Annotated in this window: 11 protein-coding genes; 9 read left to right on the top strand and 2 right to left on the bottom strand. The window is 69.4% G+C overall.

Annotated elements, in window-relative coordinates:
• Positions 1-3: 3 nt before the first annotated feature.
• From murB to ftsZ, 6 genes are all read left to right on the top strand, one after another.
• Positions 4-936, top strand: coding sequence for a UDP-N-acetylmuramate dehydrogenase (murB, locus tag D7X99_RS17075; RefSeq protein WP_121778721.1), 933 nt, complete (start codon positions 4-6; stop codon positions 934-936).
• Positions 933-1,889 (top strand): D-alanine--D-alanine ligase, encoded by a 957-nt coding sequence (locus tag D7X99_RS17070; RefSeq protein ID WP_121778720.1) that lies wholly within the window; start codon positions 933-935, stop codon positions 1,887-1,889. Before murB ends, D7X99_RS17070 begins: the two co-directional genes overlap by 4 nt.
• A 134-nt stretch (positions 1,890-2,023) precedes the next feature.
• On the top strand, positions 2,024-2,881 hold the full coding sequence (locus tag D7X99_RS17065; RefSeq protein ID WP_121778719.1) for a cell division protein FtsQ/DivIB: 858 nt from the start codon (positions 2,024-2,026) through the stop codon (positions 2,879-2,881).
• Positions 2,882-2,922: 41 nt separating this feature from the next.
• Positions 2,923-4,158 (top strand): cell division protein FtsA, encoded by a 1,236-nt coding sequence (gene ftsA / locus D7X99_RS17060; RefSeq protein WP_120566811.1) that lies wholly within the window; start codon positions 2,923-2,925, stop codon positions 4,156-4,158.
• 340 nt (positions 4,159-4,498) lie between these two features.
• Entirely contained in the window at positions 4,499-12,946 is an 8,448-nt protein-coding gene (locus tag D7X99_RS17055; RefSeq protein ID WP_233613466.1) for an Ig-like domain-containing protein, read from the top strand.
• Between the two features lie 340 nt (positions 12,947-13,286).
• Positions 13,287-14,519, top strand: coding sequence for a cell division protein FtsZ (gene ftsZ, locus D7X99_RS17050; RefSeq protein WP_120580454.1), 1,233 nt, complete (start codon positions 13,287-13,289; stop codon positions 14,517-14,519).
• 19 nt (positions 14,520-14,538) lie between these two features.
• On the opposite strand, the gene D7X99_RS17045 is transcribed toward ftsZ, so the two are convergent.
• Positions 14,539-14,880 (bottom strand): hypothetical protein, encoded by a 342-nt coding sequence (locus D7X99_RS17045; protein ID WP_233591908.1) that lies wholly within the window; start codon positions 14,878-14,880, stop codon positions 14,539-14,541.
• 173 nt (positions 14,881-15,053) lie between these two features.
• Here D7X99_RS17045 and D7X99_RS17040 point away from each other — a divergent pair, with 173 nt between their 5' ends.
• The 3 genes from D7X99_RS17040 to D7X99_RS17030 are packed head-to-tail and all read left to right on the top strand — an operon-like array spanning position 15,054 to position 17,420.
• Positions 15,054-16,403, top strand: a complete 1,350-nt coding sequence (locus D7X99_RS17040) for an acetyl/propionyl/methylcrotonyl-CoA carboxylase subunit alpha (protein WP_120594378.1) — start codon at positions 15,054-15,056, stop codon at positions 16,401-16,403.
• 27 nt (positions 16,404-16,430) lie between these two features.
• A complete protein-coding gene (locus D7X99_RS17035; protein ID WP_014398873.1) occupies positions 16,431-16,643 on the top strand; it encodes a biotin/lipoyl-binding carrier protein in 213 nt (70 codons plus the stop codon).
• A 12-nt stretch (positions 16,644-16,655) separates the two neighbouring features.
• Positions 16,656-17,420, top strand: a complete 765-nt coding sequence (locus tag D7X99_RS17030) for an enoyl-CoA hydratase/isomerase family protein (protein ID WP_121778718.1) — start codon at positions 16,656-16,658, stop codon at positions 17,418-17,420.
• Here the strand turns inward: D7X99_RS17030 and D7X99_RS17025 are convergent.
• A complete protein-coding gene (locus D7X99_RS17025) occupies positions 17,417-18,010 on the bottom strand; it encodes a response regulator (protein WP_014398871.1) in 594 nt (197 codons plus the stop codon). The two genes, D7X99_RS17030 and D7X99_RS17025, sit on opposite strands and share 4 nt — an antisense overlap.
• Positions 18,011-18,084: the final 74 nt, after the last annotated feature.

Below are 18,084 nucleotides of genomic sequence, written 5' to 3'. Positions count from 1 at the left end.
GGGATGCAGGCGGGCGAGGTGACACCTCTGGCGGCGCGCGTGGCGCGTCTGCCGGGCCTGGACGTCAAGCCGGGCGAGCCCCTGGCGCCGCTCATCAGCGTGCGCGTGGGCGGCCCCGCGGAGGCGCTGGTGCGTCCGCGCTCTCCGGACGCGCTGGTGGAGCTGCTGCGCCTGTCCCGCGACGAGGGCATCCCCGTGACGGTGCTGGGCGGCGGGGCCAACACGCTGGTGGGCGACGGCGGCGTGCCGGGGCTCACCGTGAAGCTGCCCCCGGATTTGTTCCCGGAGACGCTGGACGTGGGCCCGGACGACGGCCGGGTGACGCTGGGCACGGGCGCGGCCATTGCCCGGCTGGTCAACGTGATGCGCGCGCAGGGCCTGGTGGGCGCGGAGTTCCTCGCGGGCATCCCTGGCACCCTGGGCGGCGCCGTCACCATGAACGCCGGCACCAAGAACGGCGAGTGCTTCCGCGTGGTGGAGGCCATTGAGGTCGCCACCGCGGACGGGGTGGGGTGGCTGGACAAAGCGCAGGTGCCTCACACCTACCGTCACGCCACACTGCCCGCGGGAGGTATCGTCACCCGCGTGCGCTTCCATCTTCCCAAGGGCGATGTCGTGGCCAGCAAGGCGGCCATGGACGCGGACCTGGGCTACCGCAAGCGCACGCAGCCCTTGAGTCAGCCCAACTTCGGCAGCGTGTTCACCAACCCGCCGGGCGACCACGCCGGGCGGCTCATTGAACTCGTGGCCCTGAAGGGGCACACCCTGGGGCGCGCGCAGGTGTCCACCCTGCACGCGAACTGGATCGTCAACCTGGGCGGCGCGGCCGCTCGGGACGTGCGGGGCCTCATCACCCTGATGCAGGAGCGGGTGAAGGAAGCCACCGGCGTCGTCATGCACCCCGAAGTCAAATTCGTCGGAGTCTTCCTCCCATGAGCATCGGTCCCCGAGGCTTCACCCCCGCTGAGTTGAAGGCGAAGCGCGTCGGCGTGCTGTACGGCGGCCTCTCCAGCGAGCGCGAGGTGTCCCTGCGCACGGGCGCCGCGGTGTCGGGCGCCCTCAGGGGGCTGGGCTACGACGTGGTGGAAATCGACGTGGGCAAGGACCTGCCCGCGCGCCTCATCGCGGAGAAGGTGGACGTGGCGTGGCTCGCGCTGCACGGCCGCTTCGGCGAGGACGGCTGCATCCAGGGCCTGCTGGAGGCCATGTTCATCCCCTACACCGGCAGCGGCGTGATGGCCTCCGCCGTGGGCATGGACAAGGTGTACGCGAAGGAGATCTTCGTCTCGCGCGGCATCCCCACGCCGCCCTACCGGGCCTTCGACTCGGCGGAAGGCGCGCTCGCGGAAGCGGACCGGCTGCCGTTCCCCTTCCCGGTGGTGGTGAAGCCCAGCCGCGAGGGCAGCAGCGTGGGCGTGCACATCTGCAAGACGCGCGAGGACTACACCGCGGCCGTCCAGGACGCCTCGAAGCACGCGGGCACGCTCCTGGTGGAGCAGTTCATCAAGGGCCGGGAAGTGCAGGGCGGCGTGCTGGACAACGAGGCGCTGGGCGTCATCGAAGTGAAGGCCGCCCGCGAGTTCTACGACTACGAAGCGAAGTACAAGGCCGGCAGCGGTACTCAGTATCTCTTCCCCGCGCCGCTGCCCCCGGACCTGTACGCGCGCGTCAACGAGGTCTCCCTGGGCGCGCACAAGGCGCTGGGGTGTTCTGGCGGCTCGCGCTCGGACGTCATCGTCACGGAAGGTGGCGACGTGTTCCTGCTGGAAATCAACACGCTGCCCGGAATGACGGCCTCCAGCCTCCTGCCCAAAATCGCGGCGGGGCGGGGCATCGACTTCCCGGCCCTCTGTGAGCGGCTGCTCCAGGGCGCTTCGCTCAAGGCTTGAGCCGCTCCGCGTTCTTTCCTGGAGTTCCGGTCTCTTGCAGGCCGGGGTGGTCCCCCCATGCCGCTACAGCGACGTGCCTGTAGCCAAAAACTGGCGTGGTTCGACGTCCGCACGCAGCATGCGCCTCCCTAGTCATGGCCTTCGGAAAATCCAAGAATCGCCGCCGCCTGGACGCCGCACCGCGCAATGACGCGGTGACGGGCGCTGTCCGTTCGCACGGACCGTCGGTGGCGAAGGCGCTGGGGTTGGCGGTGGCGACGGCGGGGCTCATCTGGGGCGGCATCGAGCTGCGCGCCTGGGCGGTGGTGACGCCGCTCTTCGCGCTGGAGTCGGTGAACTTCTCCGGCTTGGAGCGCGCGTCGCGCCCGGAGCTCTTGAAGCTGTCCGGGCTGACGGCGGGGCAGAACCTGTGGACGCTGGACCCGGCCGCGCTGGCGCGGTCCATGGGCCAGCACCCCTGGGTGCGCACGGTGGAGGTGACGCGGCGGTTTCCGCGCGGCGTGTCCGTGGAGGTGACGGAGCACGCACCCGCGGCGCTGGCGGTGCTGGGCGACCTGTACGTGCTGGACGAGGAGGGCGAGCCCTTCAAGCGCGTCACCCCGGGGGACGGGCTGGATTTGCCGCTCGTCACGGGCATGGAGCGCGATGCGTACGTGGCGGACCCGGACGCGGTGCGTTCGAAGTTCCGCGACGCGCTGGATGTAACCCGTGCTTATGCGCGGTTGTTGCCCGGGCGATCCGAGCGGCTTTCTGAAGTGCGCCTGGAGAACACCGGGCTTGCGCTGGTGACGGCGACGGGGCAGGAGGTGCGCCTCGGTGCTGGCGATACGGAAGTCAAGCTCCAGCGGCTGGCGCGCGTTCGACGCGAGCTCAGCACAAGGGGGCTTGCGGCCGCGATCATTCGCCTGGATAACCGTGCCCGACCGGGTTGGGTGGCGGTGAGGCTTTCGAGTGGGTCCGACTCCGTGCGGAGCGGGGACTCGACGCAGTGAGGATGCTTCCTTCACGAAAGTGAGGGAGCCTGGGAGGATTCATGGCGAAGCAGAAGTCGGGGGAGATCATCGTCGGCCTCGACATCGGCACGACGAAGATCTGCGCCATCGTCGGCGAGCTGACCGATAGCGGTATCGACATCATCGGTATCGGCACGCATCCGTCGAAGGGATTGCGCAAGGGCGTCGTGGTCAACATCGAGGCCACGGTGTCGTCCATCCGGCGCGCCGTGGAGGAAGCCGAGCTGATGGCCGGGGCGGAGATCTCCCACGTCTACACGGGGATCGCCGGCGGCCACATCAAGGGCTTCAACTCCCAGGGCATCGTCGCGGTGAAGGACAAGGAGGTCCGCGACGCGGACATCGCGCGCGTCATCGACGCGGCGAAGGCGGTGGCCATCCCGTTGGACCGGGAGGTCATCCACGTCCTGCCGCAGGAGTTCATCATCGACGACCAGGGCGGCATCAAGGAGCCCCTGGGCATGGCCGGCGTGCGCCTGGAGGCCAAGGTGCACATCGTCACGGGCGCCGTCTCCAGCGCGCAGAACATCGTCAAGTGCGCCAACCGCACGGGCCTGAACGTCTCCGACATCGTGCTCCAGCCGCTGGCCTCCGCCGAAGCGGTGCTGAGCGAGGACGAGAAGGAGCTGGGCGTGTGCCTCGTCGACATTGGCGGCGGCACCACGGACATCGCCATCTTCTCCGGCGGCGCCATCGTCCACACGGCCGTCATCGCCCTGGGCGGCAACAACCTGACGAGCGACATCGCCATCGGCCTGCGCACCCCCGCGCACGAGGCCGAGCGCATCAAGCAGAAGTACGGCTGCGCGCTCGCGTCCATGATCAACAAGGACGAGACGATTGAAGTGCCCAGCGTGGGCGGCCGTCAGCCGCGCGTCCTGGGCCGGCAGATCCTCTCGGAGATCCTGGAGCCGCGCGTGGAGGAGATCTTCCAGCTGGTGCACCGGGAGATCCAGAAGTGCGGTTACGAGGACCTGCTCGCGTCCGGCATCGTCATCACGGGCGGCTCCACGCTGCTCGCGGGCATGCCGGAGCTGGCGGAAGAGGTGCTGGGACTGCCGGTGCGCCGGGGCATGCCGCGCGGCATTGGCGGCTTGGTGGACGTGGTGAAGAGCCCCATGTACGCCACGGGCGTGGGCTTGGTCGTCTACGGCGCCAAGCACATGGACCGCCGCATGTTCCGCATCCGCGAGGACGGCAACGTCTACAAGAAGGTGAAGGGCCGGATGCGCGAGTGGCTGGAAGAGATTTTCTAGTCCGGTTTCCGGCGTCCATAATGCGCTGAGTCAAGGGGTCCCTTCGGGGGCCCTTTCGCGTTTCTGGAGCTGTGTCCGGGAACTGGATTGACGTGTCAGAGGGGAACGCTGACGCGTCCGTCCTGGACGCGGACATTTTCCAGATTCCGGAATCTGGATCCTGCTTCCGGACTCTCGCCCTAGGTACGGGCAGCCAATCGTGCAAGTTCCAGGATTTGGACGGTTTGGGAATTCGACAGAGGATGGCTTCCAGCTTGCTATGGGAGCCCGTGGCTCCCGGAACGGATTTCTCCGTTCCTGGTGAGCCTCTGACCTTATGACTCCACAAAAGACTTCGCGGTTGCTGACGCCCCTCACGGGACTTCGCCGCTCGGCCGCGGGCCTGTTGGCCCTGCTGTGTGCCGTGCTGATGGCGCCACCCGCGTTCGCTGAACCCGACCCTGCAGGCCTGGGCAACGGCAACGGCCACAACGGCGCGCTGACGGTCAACGCGGCCAACACGGTCGTCAACACGTACACGCGACTGACGGCGAACGCGCCAGTAGGCCAGACGTTCGTGACCGTCACGGACACGACGGGCTTCGCCGTGGGCGACCTGGTGATGGTGTACCAGTCCACCGGATACAACACGACCACGAATCCGGTGAACTCCGGTGATGCGGGCCCGTTCGACTTGAGGTCGAACGCAGTGGGCAACTGGCAGTTCGTGCGCGTGACTGCGCTGACGGGCACGCGCCTGACCTTCACGGGCACGCCGCTCACTGCGGCGTTCTTGGGCGGCACGTCCGCGACGCTTACCCGCACCTCGGCGCAGGCCATCCGGGTGCCGGAGTACACGACCGTGACCATCAACGCGGGCGCGAGCATCGTCGCCCGGCCGTGGTCCAGCGCGGATATCAACGACACCGTGGGTGGCCTCGTCGTCTTCCTGGCTACGGGGACGGTGACGAACAACGGCACCATCTCCGCCACGGGCGCGGGCTTCCGCGGCGCGGAGTACTTCAACAGCAGCGGAGACAACTGCGCCGCGAACGCCTATGACCTGGCGCAACCCAATGGCGGCGCCATGAAGGGCGAGGGGCTCGTGCCCGCCCGTTACAAGCCGCCTACGGTGTTTTTGCAGACCGCGCCAATCTCGGGCCGCGGCAACATCCTCAACGCCGGTGGTGGCGGCATCTGCCACAATTCCGGTGGTGGTGGCGGTGGCAACGGCGGCGCGGGTGGTATCGGCGGTCGGACGTGGACCGGTGACACCGCTCCGGCGCGTCCGGTGGGCGGCCTCCCCGGTGGCCAGATGCTGTTCAGCCCGACGACTCGCGTCCTGTTCGGCGGCGGTGGTGGCTCGGGTCACGGCAATGACGAAACGGGCACCGGCGGCGGAAACGCGGGCGGCATCGTCTTCGTGCGCGGCGCGGCGCTCGCGGGAGCGGGCAGCATCACGGCGGACGGCGTCTCCGCGGCGAGCTCCCAGAACGACGCGGCGGGTGGCGGTGGCGCGGGCGGTACCCTCTCCCTGCGGTTCACGGGCGCCCTGGCGTGCACGGGTGCCGGCACGCTGTCCGCGAAGGGCGGCAACGGCGGCAACAGCACCTTCGTGGAGTCGCCGCACGGCCCGGGCGGCGGCGGCGGCGGCGGCAACATCCACATGCAGGCCAGCGCCTACTCCTGCCCCGCGTCGGTCGCGGGAGGCGCGGCGGGTACTCAGCCCACGGCGACTGCTCCGGATGGCGCGACCTACGGCTCTGCGTTGGGCAACCCGGGTGTCATCACCCAGGGCCCGGCTCCCACCGTGCTCACCCCGGCCAATGGTTCGTCCACGTCGAACACCACGCCCCCCATCACGGGCACGACGCCGAGCCCGAATCAGACGGTCCGCATCTACATCGACGGCCAGCCCCAGCCCATTACGGTGACGTCCGACGCGTCGGGCAACTTCACCTTCACGCCGTCGACGCCCCTGAGCGTGGCCGCGCACACCGTCTACGCGGTCACGGTGACCGCTGGCGTCGAGAGCGCCCCGAGCAACACCAACACCTTCACCATCACCGCTGCGGCGACGCCGACGGTGGCCATCACCACACCGGCCAACGGCTCGACGGTGACGAACCCCACCAACGTGGTGGTGTCTGGCACGGCGGCGAACGCGACGTCCGTCACGTTCACGCTGGGTGGGCAGAGCTACGGCCCCGTCACGGTGACGGGCGGTAACTGGACGTTCACGGTGCCCGGCCCGCTGGCCAATGGCTCACAGACGGTGAACGCGGTGTCCACCAACGGCACCACGAACAGCACGGCCGCGACCAGCACCTTCACGGTGGCCGGTCCGACGGTGGCCATCACCTCGCCGGCCAATGGCTCGACGGTGACGAACCCCAACGTGACGGTGACGGGCACGGCCGCGAATGCGACCACGGTCACGGTCACCTTCCAGGGCACGAACTACGGTCCCATCACGGTGACGGGCGGCAACTGGAGCCAGGCGCTGCCCGGTCCGCTCGCGAACGGCACGTACACGGTGACCGCGGTCTCCTCGAACGGCACCAACAACAGCACGACGGCGACCTCCACGTTCACGGTGGCGGGCCCGACGGTGGCCATCACCACGCCGGCCAACGGCTCCACGACGAGCAACCCGAACGTGACGGTGACGGGCACGGCCGCGAACGCGACCAGCGTGACCGTGACCTTCCAGGGCACGAACTACCCGGCCACCGTGACCGGTGGAACCTGGAGCGTGGCGCTGCCGGGCCCGCTGGCCAACGGCACGTACACCGTGACCGCGGTCTCCACGAACGGCACGACCAACAGCACCCAGGCCTCGTCCACCTTCACGGTGGCGCGTCCGACGGTGGCCATCACCACGCCGGCCAACGGCTCGACGGTGACGAACCCCACCAACGTGGTGGTGTCCGGCACGGCGGCGAACGCGACGTCCGTCACGTTCACGCTGGGCGGGCAGAGCTATGGCCCCGTCACGGTGACGGGCGGTAACTGGACGTTCACGGTGCCCGGCCCGCTGGCCAACGGCTCGCAGACGGTGTCGGCGGTGTCCACCAACGGCACCACGAACAGCACGGCCGCGACCAGCACCTTCACGGTGGCTGGGCCGACGGTGGCCATCACCACGCCGGCCAATGGCTCGACGGTGACGAACCCCACCAACGTGGTGGTGTCCGGCACGGCGGCGAACGCGACGTCCGTCACGTTCACGCTGGGCGGGCAGAGCTATGGCCCCGTCACGGTGACGGGCGGTAACTGGACGTTCACGGTGCCCGGCCCGCTGGCCAACGGCTCGCAGACGGTGTCGGCGGTGTCCACCAACGGCACCACGAACAGCACGGCCGCGACCAGCACCTTCACGGTGGCTGGGCCGACGGTGGCCATCACCACGCCGGCCAATGGCTCGACGGTGACGAACCCCACCAACGTGGTGGTGTCCGGCACGGCGGCGAACGCGACGTCCGTCACGTTCACGCTGGGCGGGCAGAGCTACGGCCCCGTCACGGTGACGGGCGGTAACTGGACGTTCACGGTGCCTGGCCCGCTGGCCAACGGCTCGCAGACGGTGTCGGCGGTGTCCACCAACGGCACCACGAACAGCACGGCCGCGACCAGCACCTTCACGGTGAACGTGCCCGCGCCGACGGTGGCCATCAGCACCCCGGCCAACGGCTCGACGGTGACGAACCCGAACGTGACGGTGACCGGTACGGCCGCGAACGCGACCACGGTGACGGTCACCTTCCAGGGCACGAACTACGGTCCCATCACGGTGACCGGCGGTAACTGGAGCCAGGCGCTGCCCGGCCCGCTGGCGGACGGCACGTACACGGTGACTGCCGTGTCCACGAACGCCCAGGGCACGAACAGCTCGACGGCGACCACCACCTTCACGGTGGACCAGACGCCTCCGGTGGTGGCCATCAGCACTCCGCTCGATGGTGCCATCCTCAACACCCCCAACGTGACGGTGACGGGCACGTCCACGGACGCGGCGTTCGTGACGCTCACCTTCGATGGCGCCAGCTACGGCCCCATCAGCGTGGACGCCTCCGGCAACTGGAGCTTCGCGCTGCCCGGCCCCCTGGCCGAGGACACGTACACCGTGACCGCGACGGCCACGGACGCGGCGGGCAACACCAGCACGCCGGACAGCTCCACCTTCACGGTGGACCTGACCGCGCCGACGGTGGCCATCAGCTCGCCGGCCGACGGCGCCATCATCGGCACCAACACGGTGACGGTGACGGGTACGTCCACGGGCGCGACCTCCGTGACGCTGACCTACGGTGGCACCAACTACGGCCCCATCCCCGTGGATGCGTCCGGCAACTGGAGCTACGCGCTGCCCGTGACCCTGCCGGAAGGCCCGAACACCGTGACCGCGGTGTCCACGGATGCGGCGGGTAACACCAGCACGACCGCGACCTCCACCTTCACGGTGGACCTGACCGTCCCCACGGTCGCCATCAGCACGCCGGGCAACGGCACCTCGGTGAACACCGCCACGGTGACGGTCACCGGTACGACGACCAACGCGACCTCCGTGACGCTCACCTTCGAAGGCGCCAGCTACGGCCCCGTCACGGTGGACGCCTCCGGCAATTGGTCCTACGCGCTGCCCGGCCCCCTGGCCGAGGGCTCGTACACCGTGACCGCGGTGTCCACGAACGGCGCGGGCACCAACAGCGCGACCGCGACCTCCACCTTCACGGTGGACCTGACCCCGCCGACCGTCGCCATCAGCACCCCGGTGGACGGCTCGACGGTCAACACCCCCAACGTGACGGTGACGGGCACGTCCACGGGCGCGACGTCCGTGACGCTGACCTACAACGGCACGAACTACGGCCCCATCCCCGTGGATGGCTCGGGCAACTGGAGCTACCCGCTGCCGGTGACCCTGCCGGAAGGCCCCATCACCGTGACCGCGGTGTCCACGGACGCGGCGGGCAACACCAGCACGCCGGACGACATCACCTTCACGGTGGACCTGACGGATCCGGAAGTCGAAATCACCGCGCCGGTGGACGGCACGACGGTGGCCTCCAGCACGGTGACCGTCACCGGTACCTCCGTGGGCGCCACCTCCGTGACGATCACCTTCGAGGGCAATGACTACGGCCCCATCGCGGTCGACGCTTCCGGCAATTGGTCCTACGCGCTGCCCGGCCCGCTGGCGGACGGCACGTACACCGTGACCGCGGTGGCCACGGACGCGGCCGGCAACGAGAGCGCGCCCGACTCCGTCACCTTCACGGTGGACCAGACCGCGCCGACGGTGGCCATCACCACGCCGGCCAACAGCTCCACGGTGGGCGCCAACGTGACGGTCACCGGTACGACCACGGGCGGCGCGACGAGCGTGACCGTGACGTTCCAGGGCACGGACTACGGCCCCATCGCAGTGGATGCTTCCGGCAACTGGAGCCAGGCGCTGCCCGGCCCGCTGGCCAACGGCACCTACACGGTGACGGCGGTGGCGGTGGACGCGGCGGGCAACACCAGCACGACCGCGACCTCCACCTTCACGGTGAACACGGCCGCCCCGACGGTGGCCATCTCCACGCCGGTCAACGGCACCACCGTCACCAACCCCAACGTGACGGTCACGGGCACGTCCGCGAACGCCACGTCCGTGGCGGTGACGTTCCAGGGCACCAGCTACGGTCCCATCACGGTGAACGCCTCCGGCAACTGGAGCCAGGCGCTGCCCGGCCCGCTGGCGGACGGCACGTACACCGTCACGGCGGTGTCCACGAACGGCGCGGGCACCAACAGCACCACCGCGACCACCACCTTCACCGTCAACACGGCGGGCACGGTGGATACGGACGGCGACGGCCTGACGGACGAGGAGGAAATCCTCGCGGGCACCGACCCGAACAACCCGGACACCGACGGTGACGGCATCCCCGACGGCATCGAGGTCAAGGTGGGCGGCACGGATCCGCTCGACAGCGACTCGGATGACGACGGCATCCTCGACGGTAACGAGGACAAGGACCACGACGGCATCGTCGACGCCGACGAGACCGACCCGAACAACCCGGACACCGACGGCGACGGCCTGACCGACGGCGTGGAACTGGGCCTCACCGAGCCCCAGGGCACGGACACCGACCCGTCCAAGTTCGTGGCGGACAAGGACCCGTCGACGAAGACCAACCCCCTGGACGACGACTCGGATGACGACGGCCTCACCGACGGCAACGAGGACGCCAACCACGACGGCAAGGTGGACCCGACCGAGACGGATCCGAACAAGAGCGACACGGATGGCGACGGCCTGACGGACGGTCTGGAGCTGGGCCTCACCCAGCCCCAGGGCGCGGACACCGACCCGACGAAGTTCGTCCCGGATCAGGACCCCGACACCAAGACCAACCCGCTCGACCCCGACACCGACAAGGGTGGCGTGCTCGACGGCGTCGAGGATCGCAACCACAACGGCCGTGTGGACGTGCAGGAGTCCGACCCGCTCAACCCGGCGGACGACCAGGACGCGGACGGCGACGGCGTGGACAACGCCACGGAGCTGGAGCTCGGGATGGATCCGTTCGACGCCGACTCCGACGACGACGGCGTGCCGGACGGCATCGACGGGATTACCGACACGGACGGTGACGGCCTCATCGACGCGCTCGACCCGGACAGCGACAACGACGGCATCAACGACGGTACGGAGATGGGCGTCACGCTGGAGACCGCTCCGCCGGGCACCGACACGTCGTCCCCGAACTTCAAGCCGGACGCGGATCCGACGACGAAGACGGACCCGAAGAACCCGGACACGGACGGCGACGGCCTGAAGGACGGCGAGGAGGACCGCAACCAGGACGGCCGCCGTGACGCCACGGAGACGGATCCGAACATGAAGGACACCGACCAGGGCGGCATCGACGACGGCACGGAGGTGAAGGGCGGCTCTGATCCGCTCGACGCCAACGATGACTTCCTGGTGGTGGGCCACGGCTGCAACACGGGCGGCTCCGGTTCGCTGGCGCCCTTCGCGCTGATGCTGCTGGCGCTGCCCCTGGTGGGCCGCCGCTTCCGCCGCGCCGGGGACTTCCTGGCGCGCGCGGGTGGGGCGCTGGCGGTGTTCGTCATGGCTTTGTTCGCGGGCACTTCCGCCCACGCGCAGGCCACCGCCGTGTCGCAGGCCATCGACGTGCAGCAGTACAAGCCGGGCCCGGGCATCGCGGACGTGCTCGCGGTGCACGGCGCGAAGGTGCAGCGGCACCTGGGGTGGAACGTGGGGCTGTCGGTCAACTACGCCGACAAGCCGCTCAACTTCTTCGACCCCCGCTCGGACACGTACGTCACCTCCCTGGTGAAGAGCCAGGTGGGCTTCGACCTGATGGGCGCCGTCGGCCTCTTCGACCGGTTCGAAATCGGCGTCGTGCTGCCCATCACCATCCAGGGTTCGGAGAACTCGCCGGCCGTGGATTCCTCCTTCGCCAACGGGGTGGGCGGGGGCGGCATTGGCGACCTGCGCCTCATCCCGAAGGCGCGGCTGCTGGACGGTGACGACTACGGCGTGTCCGTGGTGCTGCCCATCTCGCTGCCCACGGGTGGTGCGTCGGACTTCCTCGGCGGGTCCGGCGTGTCCGTCAACCCGCGCGTGGTGGCGGAGTACGGCAAGCGCTTCCGCATCCTCGCCAACGTGGGTGTGGACATCCGCAAGTCGGAGCAGCTGCGCAACCTGAACGTCGGCAGCGCGCTGGCGTACGGGGTGGGCGCGGAGGTTCCGCTGGGTGACCTGCCGCTGGCCGCCCAGGCGTCGCTGGTGGGCGCGATGGGCTTCAAGCAGCAGAACGAGGAGGAGCGTCCCCTGGAGCTGCTCGCGGCCCTGAAGTACCGCGCGCCTACCGGCCTGTCCGCGCAGGTGGGCGCGGGCCCGGGCCTCACGCACGGCTACGGCACGCCGACCTTTCGCGTGCTCGCGTCCGTGGCCTACACCGCCCCGGAGCGCTCCGCGGAGCCCCGGCCGGTGTGCCCGGAAGGCCCCGAGGACTTCGACGGCTTCCAGGACCAGGACGGCTGCGCGGACCCGGACAACGACGGCGACGGCATCCTGGACACGGCCGACCAGTGCCCCAACGAGCCGGAGACGGTGAACGGCTTCGAGGACGCGGACGGCTGCCCGGACACGAAGCCCGTGCCGCCTCCGCCCGCGCCGGTGGACACCGACGGCGACGGCATCATGGACCCGGACGACAAGTGCCCCAACGCGCCCGAGGACAAGGACGGCTTCCAGGACGAGGACGGCTGCCCGGATCCGGACAACGACAAGGACGGCATCCCCGACACGGCGGACAAGTGCCCCAACGAGCCGGAGACCATCAACGGCGTGGATGACGAGGACGGCTGCCCGGACAAGGGCAAGGTCAAGGTGCTCGTCGAGGGCGAGCGCATCCTCATCCTGGAGAAGGTCTACTTCGCCACGAACAAGGACGTCATCCTGCCGCGCTCGTTCCCCATCCTGAAGCAGGTGGCCGCCGTGCTGCGCGCCAACCCGCAGGTGGAACTGCTGCGCGTCGAGGGCCACACCGACAGCCAGGGCAACGACGCCGCCAACCTGGACCTGTCCAAGCGCCGCGCCGCCAGCGTGAAGACGTTCCTCATGAACGAGGGCATCGCGGGCGAGCGCCTGGAGTCCGAGGGCTTCGGCGAAACGAAGCCCGTGGACACCAACAAGACGGCCGCGGGCCGTGAGAACAACCGCCGCGTGGAGTTCAACATCACGCGGATGGGCAAGGTGGAAGTGGAGAAGCCCGCCCCGTAGCACCCGCGACACGGAATGAAACACGGAAGGCCCGGTTCCCCCGAAGGGAGCCGGGCCTTTTCGTCATTCGTGCCCCGTCCTGTCACGTCACGCGTGCGCGGAAGGCGCGCACAACTGGTCACGGCGAGTCAGCGAACGCGAGTCAAGAGGGTGTTTACATCCGCGCGGTGTCCGCATGGCCGCTGATGCCATTCGCGTAAGTGGGCGTCAGGACTCGGTCGCGCAGCAGGGCGCTACAGGCTGGTAGCGGAATACTTGCCAAAGCGCCCGACTTCCTGATGATTGTCGAGGGTGGGTGTTTCCGCGGACGGCGCCGCGGTGCTTCCGCCACGAGGACGACATGGACCAGTTCGAGCAGAACAAGCAGGCCGCGAAGATTCGTGTCGTGGGCGCGGGCGGGGCGGGCTGCAACGCGGTCAACACGATGATTCTGTCGAAGTTGGACCGCGTGGACTTCATCGCCGCCAACACCGATGTCCAGGCGCTCGCCGCGAGCAAGGCGCCCACCCGGCTGCAGCTGGGCCAGGCGCTCACCAAGGGCCTGGGCGCCGGCGCCAACCCGGAGATGGGCCGCGAGGCCGCCCTGGAGTCGCGCGATCAGATCGCCGCGGTGCTGGAAGGCGCCGACATGGTCTTCGTCACCGCGGGCATGGGTGGTGGCACCGGCACGGGCGCCGCGCCCATCATCGCGGACATCGCCAAGAGCCTGGGCTGCCTCACGGTGGGCGTCGTCACCAAGCCCTTCCTCTTCGAAGGCAACAAGCGCCGCAAGCAGGCCGAGCAGGGCATCGTGGAGCTCAAGGCCGCGGTGGACACGCTCATCACCATCCCCAACCAGCGCCTGCTGTCGCTCTCCAACGAGCCCATGCCGCTGCTGGAGACCTTCAAGCGCGCCGACGAGGTCCTGCTCAACGCCGTGCAGGGCATCAGCGACCTCATCCAGTACCACGGCTACATCAACGTGGACTTCGCGGACGTGAAGACCATCATGAGCGACAAGGGCCTGGCGCTCATGGGCACGGGCAACGCCTGTGGCGACCGCCGCGCCGTCACCGCCATGCAGCAGGCCATCTCCAGCCCGCTGCTGGAGGACGTCTCCATCGACGGCGCCACGGGCCTGCTCATCAACATCACCGGCGGCCGCGACATGACCCTGCAGGAGGTCAACGAGGCGCTGACGCTGGTGCACGACGCGGCGGACGGCGAGGCGGAGATCATCTTCGGGTCGCTCATCGACGAGCAGATCCAGGACGAGGTGAAGATCACCATCATCGCCACGGGCTTCGTGCACCGGGACGCGAAGGCGCGCCCCATGGCGCAGGTGGTGCAGGTGCCGCTGGTGGGCCGTCCCTCCACGCAGCCGTCCGTGCTGTCCTCCTCGCGTGAGGAGGTGGCCAGCCTGGTGCCCGCGAAGGGCAATCCGCGTCCGACCATGTCCACCGTGGAGACGCCCAAGTCGTCCATGCAGAGCGCGCGCACGGCCGTGGTGAAGGACGCGGCGCTGCCCCTGGACGAGGATCAGTTCGACATCCCCACGTTCCTGCGCCGCCAGGGCCAGACGGAGCTGCCGTAGTCAGGCAGCGGCGGGGACGCTAGCGGGGGAGGCGGGCGACGCTCGCCGTGCCCCTGCCGGTGAGGCGGTCGCATTTGGTGAACAGTCCGTCCACCTCGTCGTAGAGCGCGTCGATGCGCTCCGACGCGCTGGGGGCGGGCAGCAGGCCGTCGCCGGAGAGCTCCTCCAGGCGGGTGCCGGCGCGCTGCAGCAGTTGCAGGGCCTTGAGCAGGGAGCGGCCCTGCTGCGTGCCGTCGGGCGTGAAGAGGGTGCCGCCCTCGTAGAGCGTCACCAGATTGGCGCGGGTGTCCTGCTGCCGCTGGTTGAGCCGGTTCCGGTACAAGTCCAGACGGCGGGCGCGACGGGCACCATGCAGGTCCACGACGCTGTGCGTTCCTGTTGAGGGAGGATTCACGTCGGGCAAGGTACGCCAGGGGCTCGCAACCCCGCAAATTTACGGGACTGTACGGACATGTTGCGCGACTGCCCGGACGCTTGTCAGTCAAGGGGGTGGGGGTTAGTTTGGCCGCCCTTCGCAACGCCAGGGTGCCTGCCATGTTCCAGAAGCTGCTCATCGCCAACCGGGGTGAAATCGCGCGTCGCATCGGGGCGGTGGCCCGGGGCATGGGCGTGAAGACGGTGGCGGTGCACTCGGACGCGGACGTGAGCCTGCCCTTCGTGAAGGAGGCGGACGAGGCCGTGCGCATCGGCCCCGCGCCCGCGAAGGACAGCTACCTGAGCATCCCCGCCATCCTGGAGGCCGCGAAGAAGACGGGCGCCCAGGCGGTGCACCCGGGCTACGGCTTCCTGTCGGAGAACGGCGACTTCGCCCAGGCGTGCGCGGACGCGGGGCTGACCTTCGTGGGCCCCCCGCCGGAGGCCATGGCGCGGATGAAGGACAAGAGCCAGGCGCGCAAGCTGGTGTCCGCCGCGGGCGTGCCGGTGGTGCCGGGCAGCGACGGCGTGCTGCCGGACGTGCAGAGCGCCCTGGAGGCCGCGGAGCGCATTGGCTACCCGGTGCTGTGCAAGGCCGCCAGCGGCGGTGGCGGCATCGGCATGGCGGCGGCGAACAACCCCGCGGAGCTGGAGAAGGTCTACCGCCAGTGCACGGACCGCGCGAAGGCCGCCTTCGGCCGCGAGGGCGTGTACCTGGAGCGCTACTTCCCGGCGCCCCGCCACATCGAGGTCCAGATTCTGGGCGACACCCACGGCCACCTCATCCACGGCCTGGAGCGCGAGTGCTCCATCCAGCGCCGGCACCAGAAGGTGGTGGAGGAGGCCCCGTCGGTGCTGTTCGCCAACGGACGGAACGCGGCGCTGACGGACACGCTCTTCACCGCGGCCGTGAAGGCGGCGAAGGCGTTCGGCTACGCCAACGCGGGCACGGTGGAGTTCCTGTACTCCGACGGGCAGGTGTACTTCATCGAGATGAACGCCCGGCTCCAGGTGGAGCACCCGGTGACGGAGCTGACCACAGGCCTGGACCTCATCGGCTGGCAGCTGCGCATCGCCGCGGGCGAGAAGCTCACCGTGAAGCAGGAGGACGTGAAGCGGAAGGGCGCGGCGCTGGAGTTCCGCATCTACGCGGAGGACCCGGTGAAGTACTTCCCGTCCCCCGGCCCGCTGAAGGTGTTCCAGCCGCCCACGGGCGAGGGCGTGCGCCTGGACGCCGGCTACGCGGAAGGGGACGTGGTGACGCCGAACTACGACCCGATGATCGCCAAGCTCATCATCACCGGTGCCACGCGCGACGAGGCCATTGCCCGCGCGGTGAAGGCCCTGGAGTCCTTCCGCATCGAAGGCATCAAGACGAACATCCCGCTCCACCTTCGCATCCTGAAGGACCCTGCCTTCAGCGCCGGTGAGCTGGACACGCACTTCCTGGATCATCACGCGAAGCCTTAAGTATTCCCCCCCGAGGAGGGACGGTTCATGGCGGACGTTGCGGCGCACATCACGGGCACGGTGTGGAAGATCGAAGTGAAGGTGGGCGACAAGGTGGACGCTGGCACCACGCTCGTCATCCTCGAGTCCATGAAGATGGAGATGCCCGTGGAGGCCGAAGAGGGCGGCACGGTGAAGGAGATCCGCTGCAAGGAAGCGCAGGCGGTCAACGAGGGTGACGTCCTCGTGGTGCTCGAGTAGCCACGGGCTTCGATGGAGCCCACGCTGGAGGTGGAGGATCGCGAGGGCGGTGTTCGGGTGCTCACCGTCTCCAACCCGTCGCGGCGCAACGCGCTGAATGACGCGTTGCTGGCCCGGATGGACGCGGCGCTGGAGCCGGCCGCCCACGTGCGCGCGCTGCTGGTGCGCGGCCAGGGCGGGCACTTCTGCGCGGGCTACGACTTGACGCACCTGGGGCCGCCGGGCGCGGACGGGCGGCTGCCGGATGACCCGCTGGTGGCGTGCCTGCTGAAGCTGGAGCGGCACCCGTCGCCGTCGGTGGCGCTGGTGCAGGGCGGCGCGGTGGGCGCGGGCTTCGACCTGGCGGCCTCCTGCGACTTCCGCGTGGGCGCTTCCGACGCGTTCTTCCTCATGCCTCCGGCCCGGCTGGGCATCGTGTACTCGCCGGAGGGGCTGGCGCGGGCGGTGCGGCTGGTGGGGCTTTCACGCGCCAAGCAGCTGTTCCTCACCGCTCGCCGGCTGCCGGCGGCGGAGGCGCTCGCGTGGGGCCTGTTGGATGAGTGCCCCGAGGACGCGGAAGCGCGCGCGCTGGCGCTGTGCGCGACGCTGGCCGCGGGGGCGCCGAAGGCGGTGTCGGGGATGAAGGAGGCGTTCGGGCTGCTGGCGCGCTCCGGGCTGTCCCCGGAGGACGTCGCGCACCTGCGTCAGGTGCGCGGCGAGGCGTTTGGCAGCGAGGACGCGAAGGAGGGGCGCGCGGCCTTCTTGGAGAAGCGCGCGCCCCGTTTCACCGGCCGCTAGGTGTCGCCGAACAGCTCGCCCATGCGCAGCTGCAGCGCGGAGGCGATCTTGTAGAGCGACGAGATGGACGCGGAGGACTCCGCGCGTTCAATCTGGGACAGCAGGGACACGGACAAGCCAGTGCGGCGGGCCAGCTGCTTGAGCGTGAGTTCCTGCGTCTTGCGCGCGTCTCGGATGGTGCGGCCGATGGCGCGGTGCAGATCCGCTTCCGGGTCCTGGGACAGGCCCTTCTTCTGCAACGCGTTGCGCACTGCGGCCGTGAACTGCTCCGGCTCCATGGGCTTCTTCACGTAGTCGGACGCCTGCGCCTTGAGCGACGCGACGGCCGTGTCCACGGTGGGGTACGCCGTGGCGACGATGACCGCGATGTCCGTGTCGTACTTGCGGATCAGCTCCAGCACTTCGGTGCCGGACATCTGCGGCATCATCATGTCGAGGATGACGAGGTGGAAGTCCGAGCCACGGAGGATGTCCACCGTCTGCGTGGGGTCCGTGGTGGTGACGACCTCGTAGCCTTCACGGGTCAGCACGAGCTTGAGGTAGTCGCAGTTGTCCTGCTCGTCATCAACTACCAGGATGCGAATCTGCACAGCGTCTCCTCGCTGCAGGGTTGAGGGAATTGCTGCGGGGGGGGCTACTCGCCATTGTCGCTGTCTCTTATACA

It is taken from the genome of Corallococcus sp. AB032C (assembly GCF_003668935.1).
GTDB classification, from domain to species: Bacteria; Myxococcota; Myxococcia; order Myxococcales; family Myxococcaceae; genus Corallococcus; species Corallococcus exiguus.
Note: the sequence above shows the minus strand (reverse complement) of the source record. Positions and strands in the feature narration are given on the sequence as shown.

Bases quoted from the DNA above. Each gene is read 5' to 3' on its own strand.
- D7X99_RS17035 (WP_014398873.1), top strand. From the start codon at position 16,431: ATGGCGGACGTTGCGGCGCACATCACGGGCACGGTGTGGAAGATCGAA.
- murB (WP_121778721.1), top strand. From the start codon at position 4: ATGCAGGCGGGCGAGGTGACACCTCTGGCGGCGCGCGTGGCGCGTCTG.
- ftsA (WP_120566811.1), top strand. From the start codon at position 2,923: ATGGCGAAGCAGAAGTCGGGGGAGATCATCGTCGGCCTCGACATCGGC.
- D7X99_RS17030 (WP_121778718.1), top strand. From the start codon at position 16,656: ATGGAGCCCACGCTGGAGGTGGAGGATCGCGAGGGCGGTGTTCGGGTG.
- D7X99_RS17070 (WP_121778720.1), top strand. From the start codon at position 933: ATGAGCATCGGTCCCCGAGGCTTCACCCCCGCTGAGTTGAAGGCGAAG.
- ftsZ (WP_120580454.1), top strand. From the start codon at position 13,287: ATGGACCAGTTCGAGCAGAACAAGCAGGCCGCGAAGATTCGTGTCGTG.
- D7X99_RS17065 (WP_121778719.1), top strand. From the start codon at position 2,024: ATGGCCTTCGGAAAATCCAAGAATCGCCGCCGCCTGGACGCCGCACCG.
- D7X99_RS17040 (WP_120594378.1), top strand. From the start codon at position 15,054: ATGTTCCAGAAGCTGCTCATCGCCAACCGGGGTGAAATCGCGCGTCGC.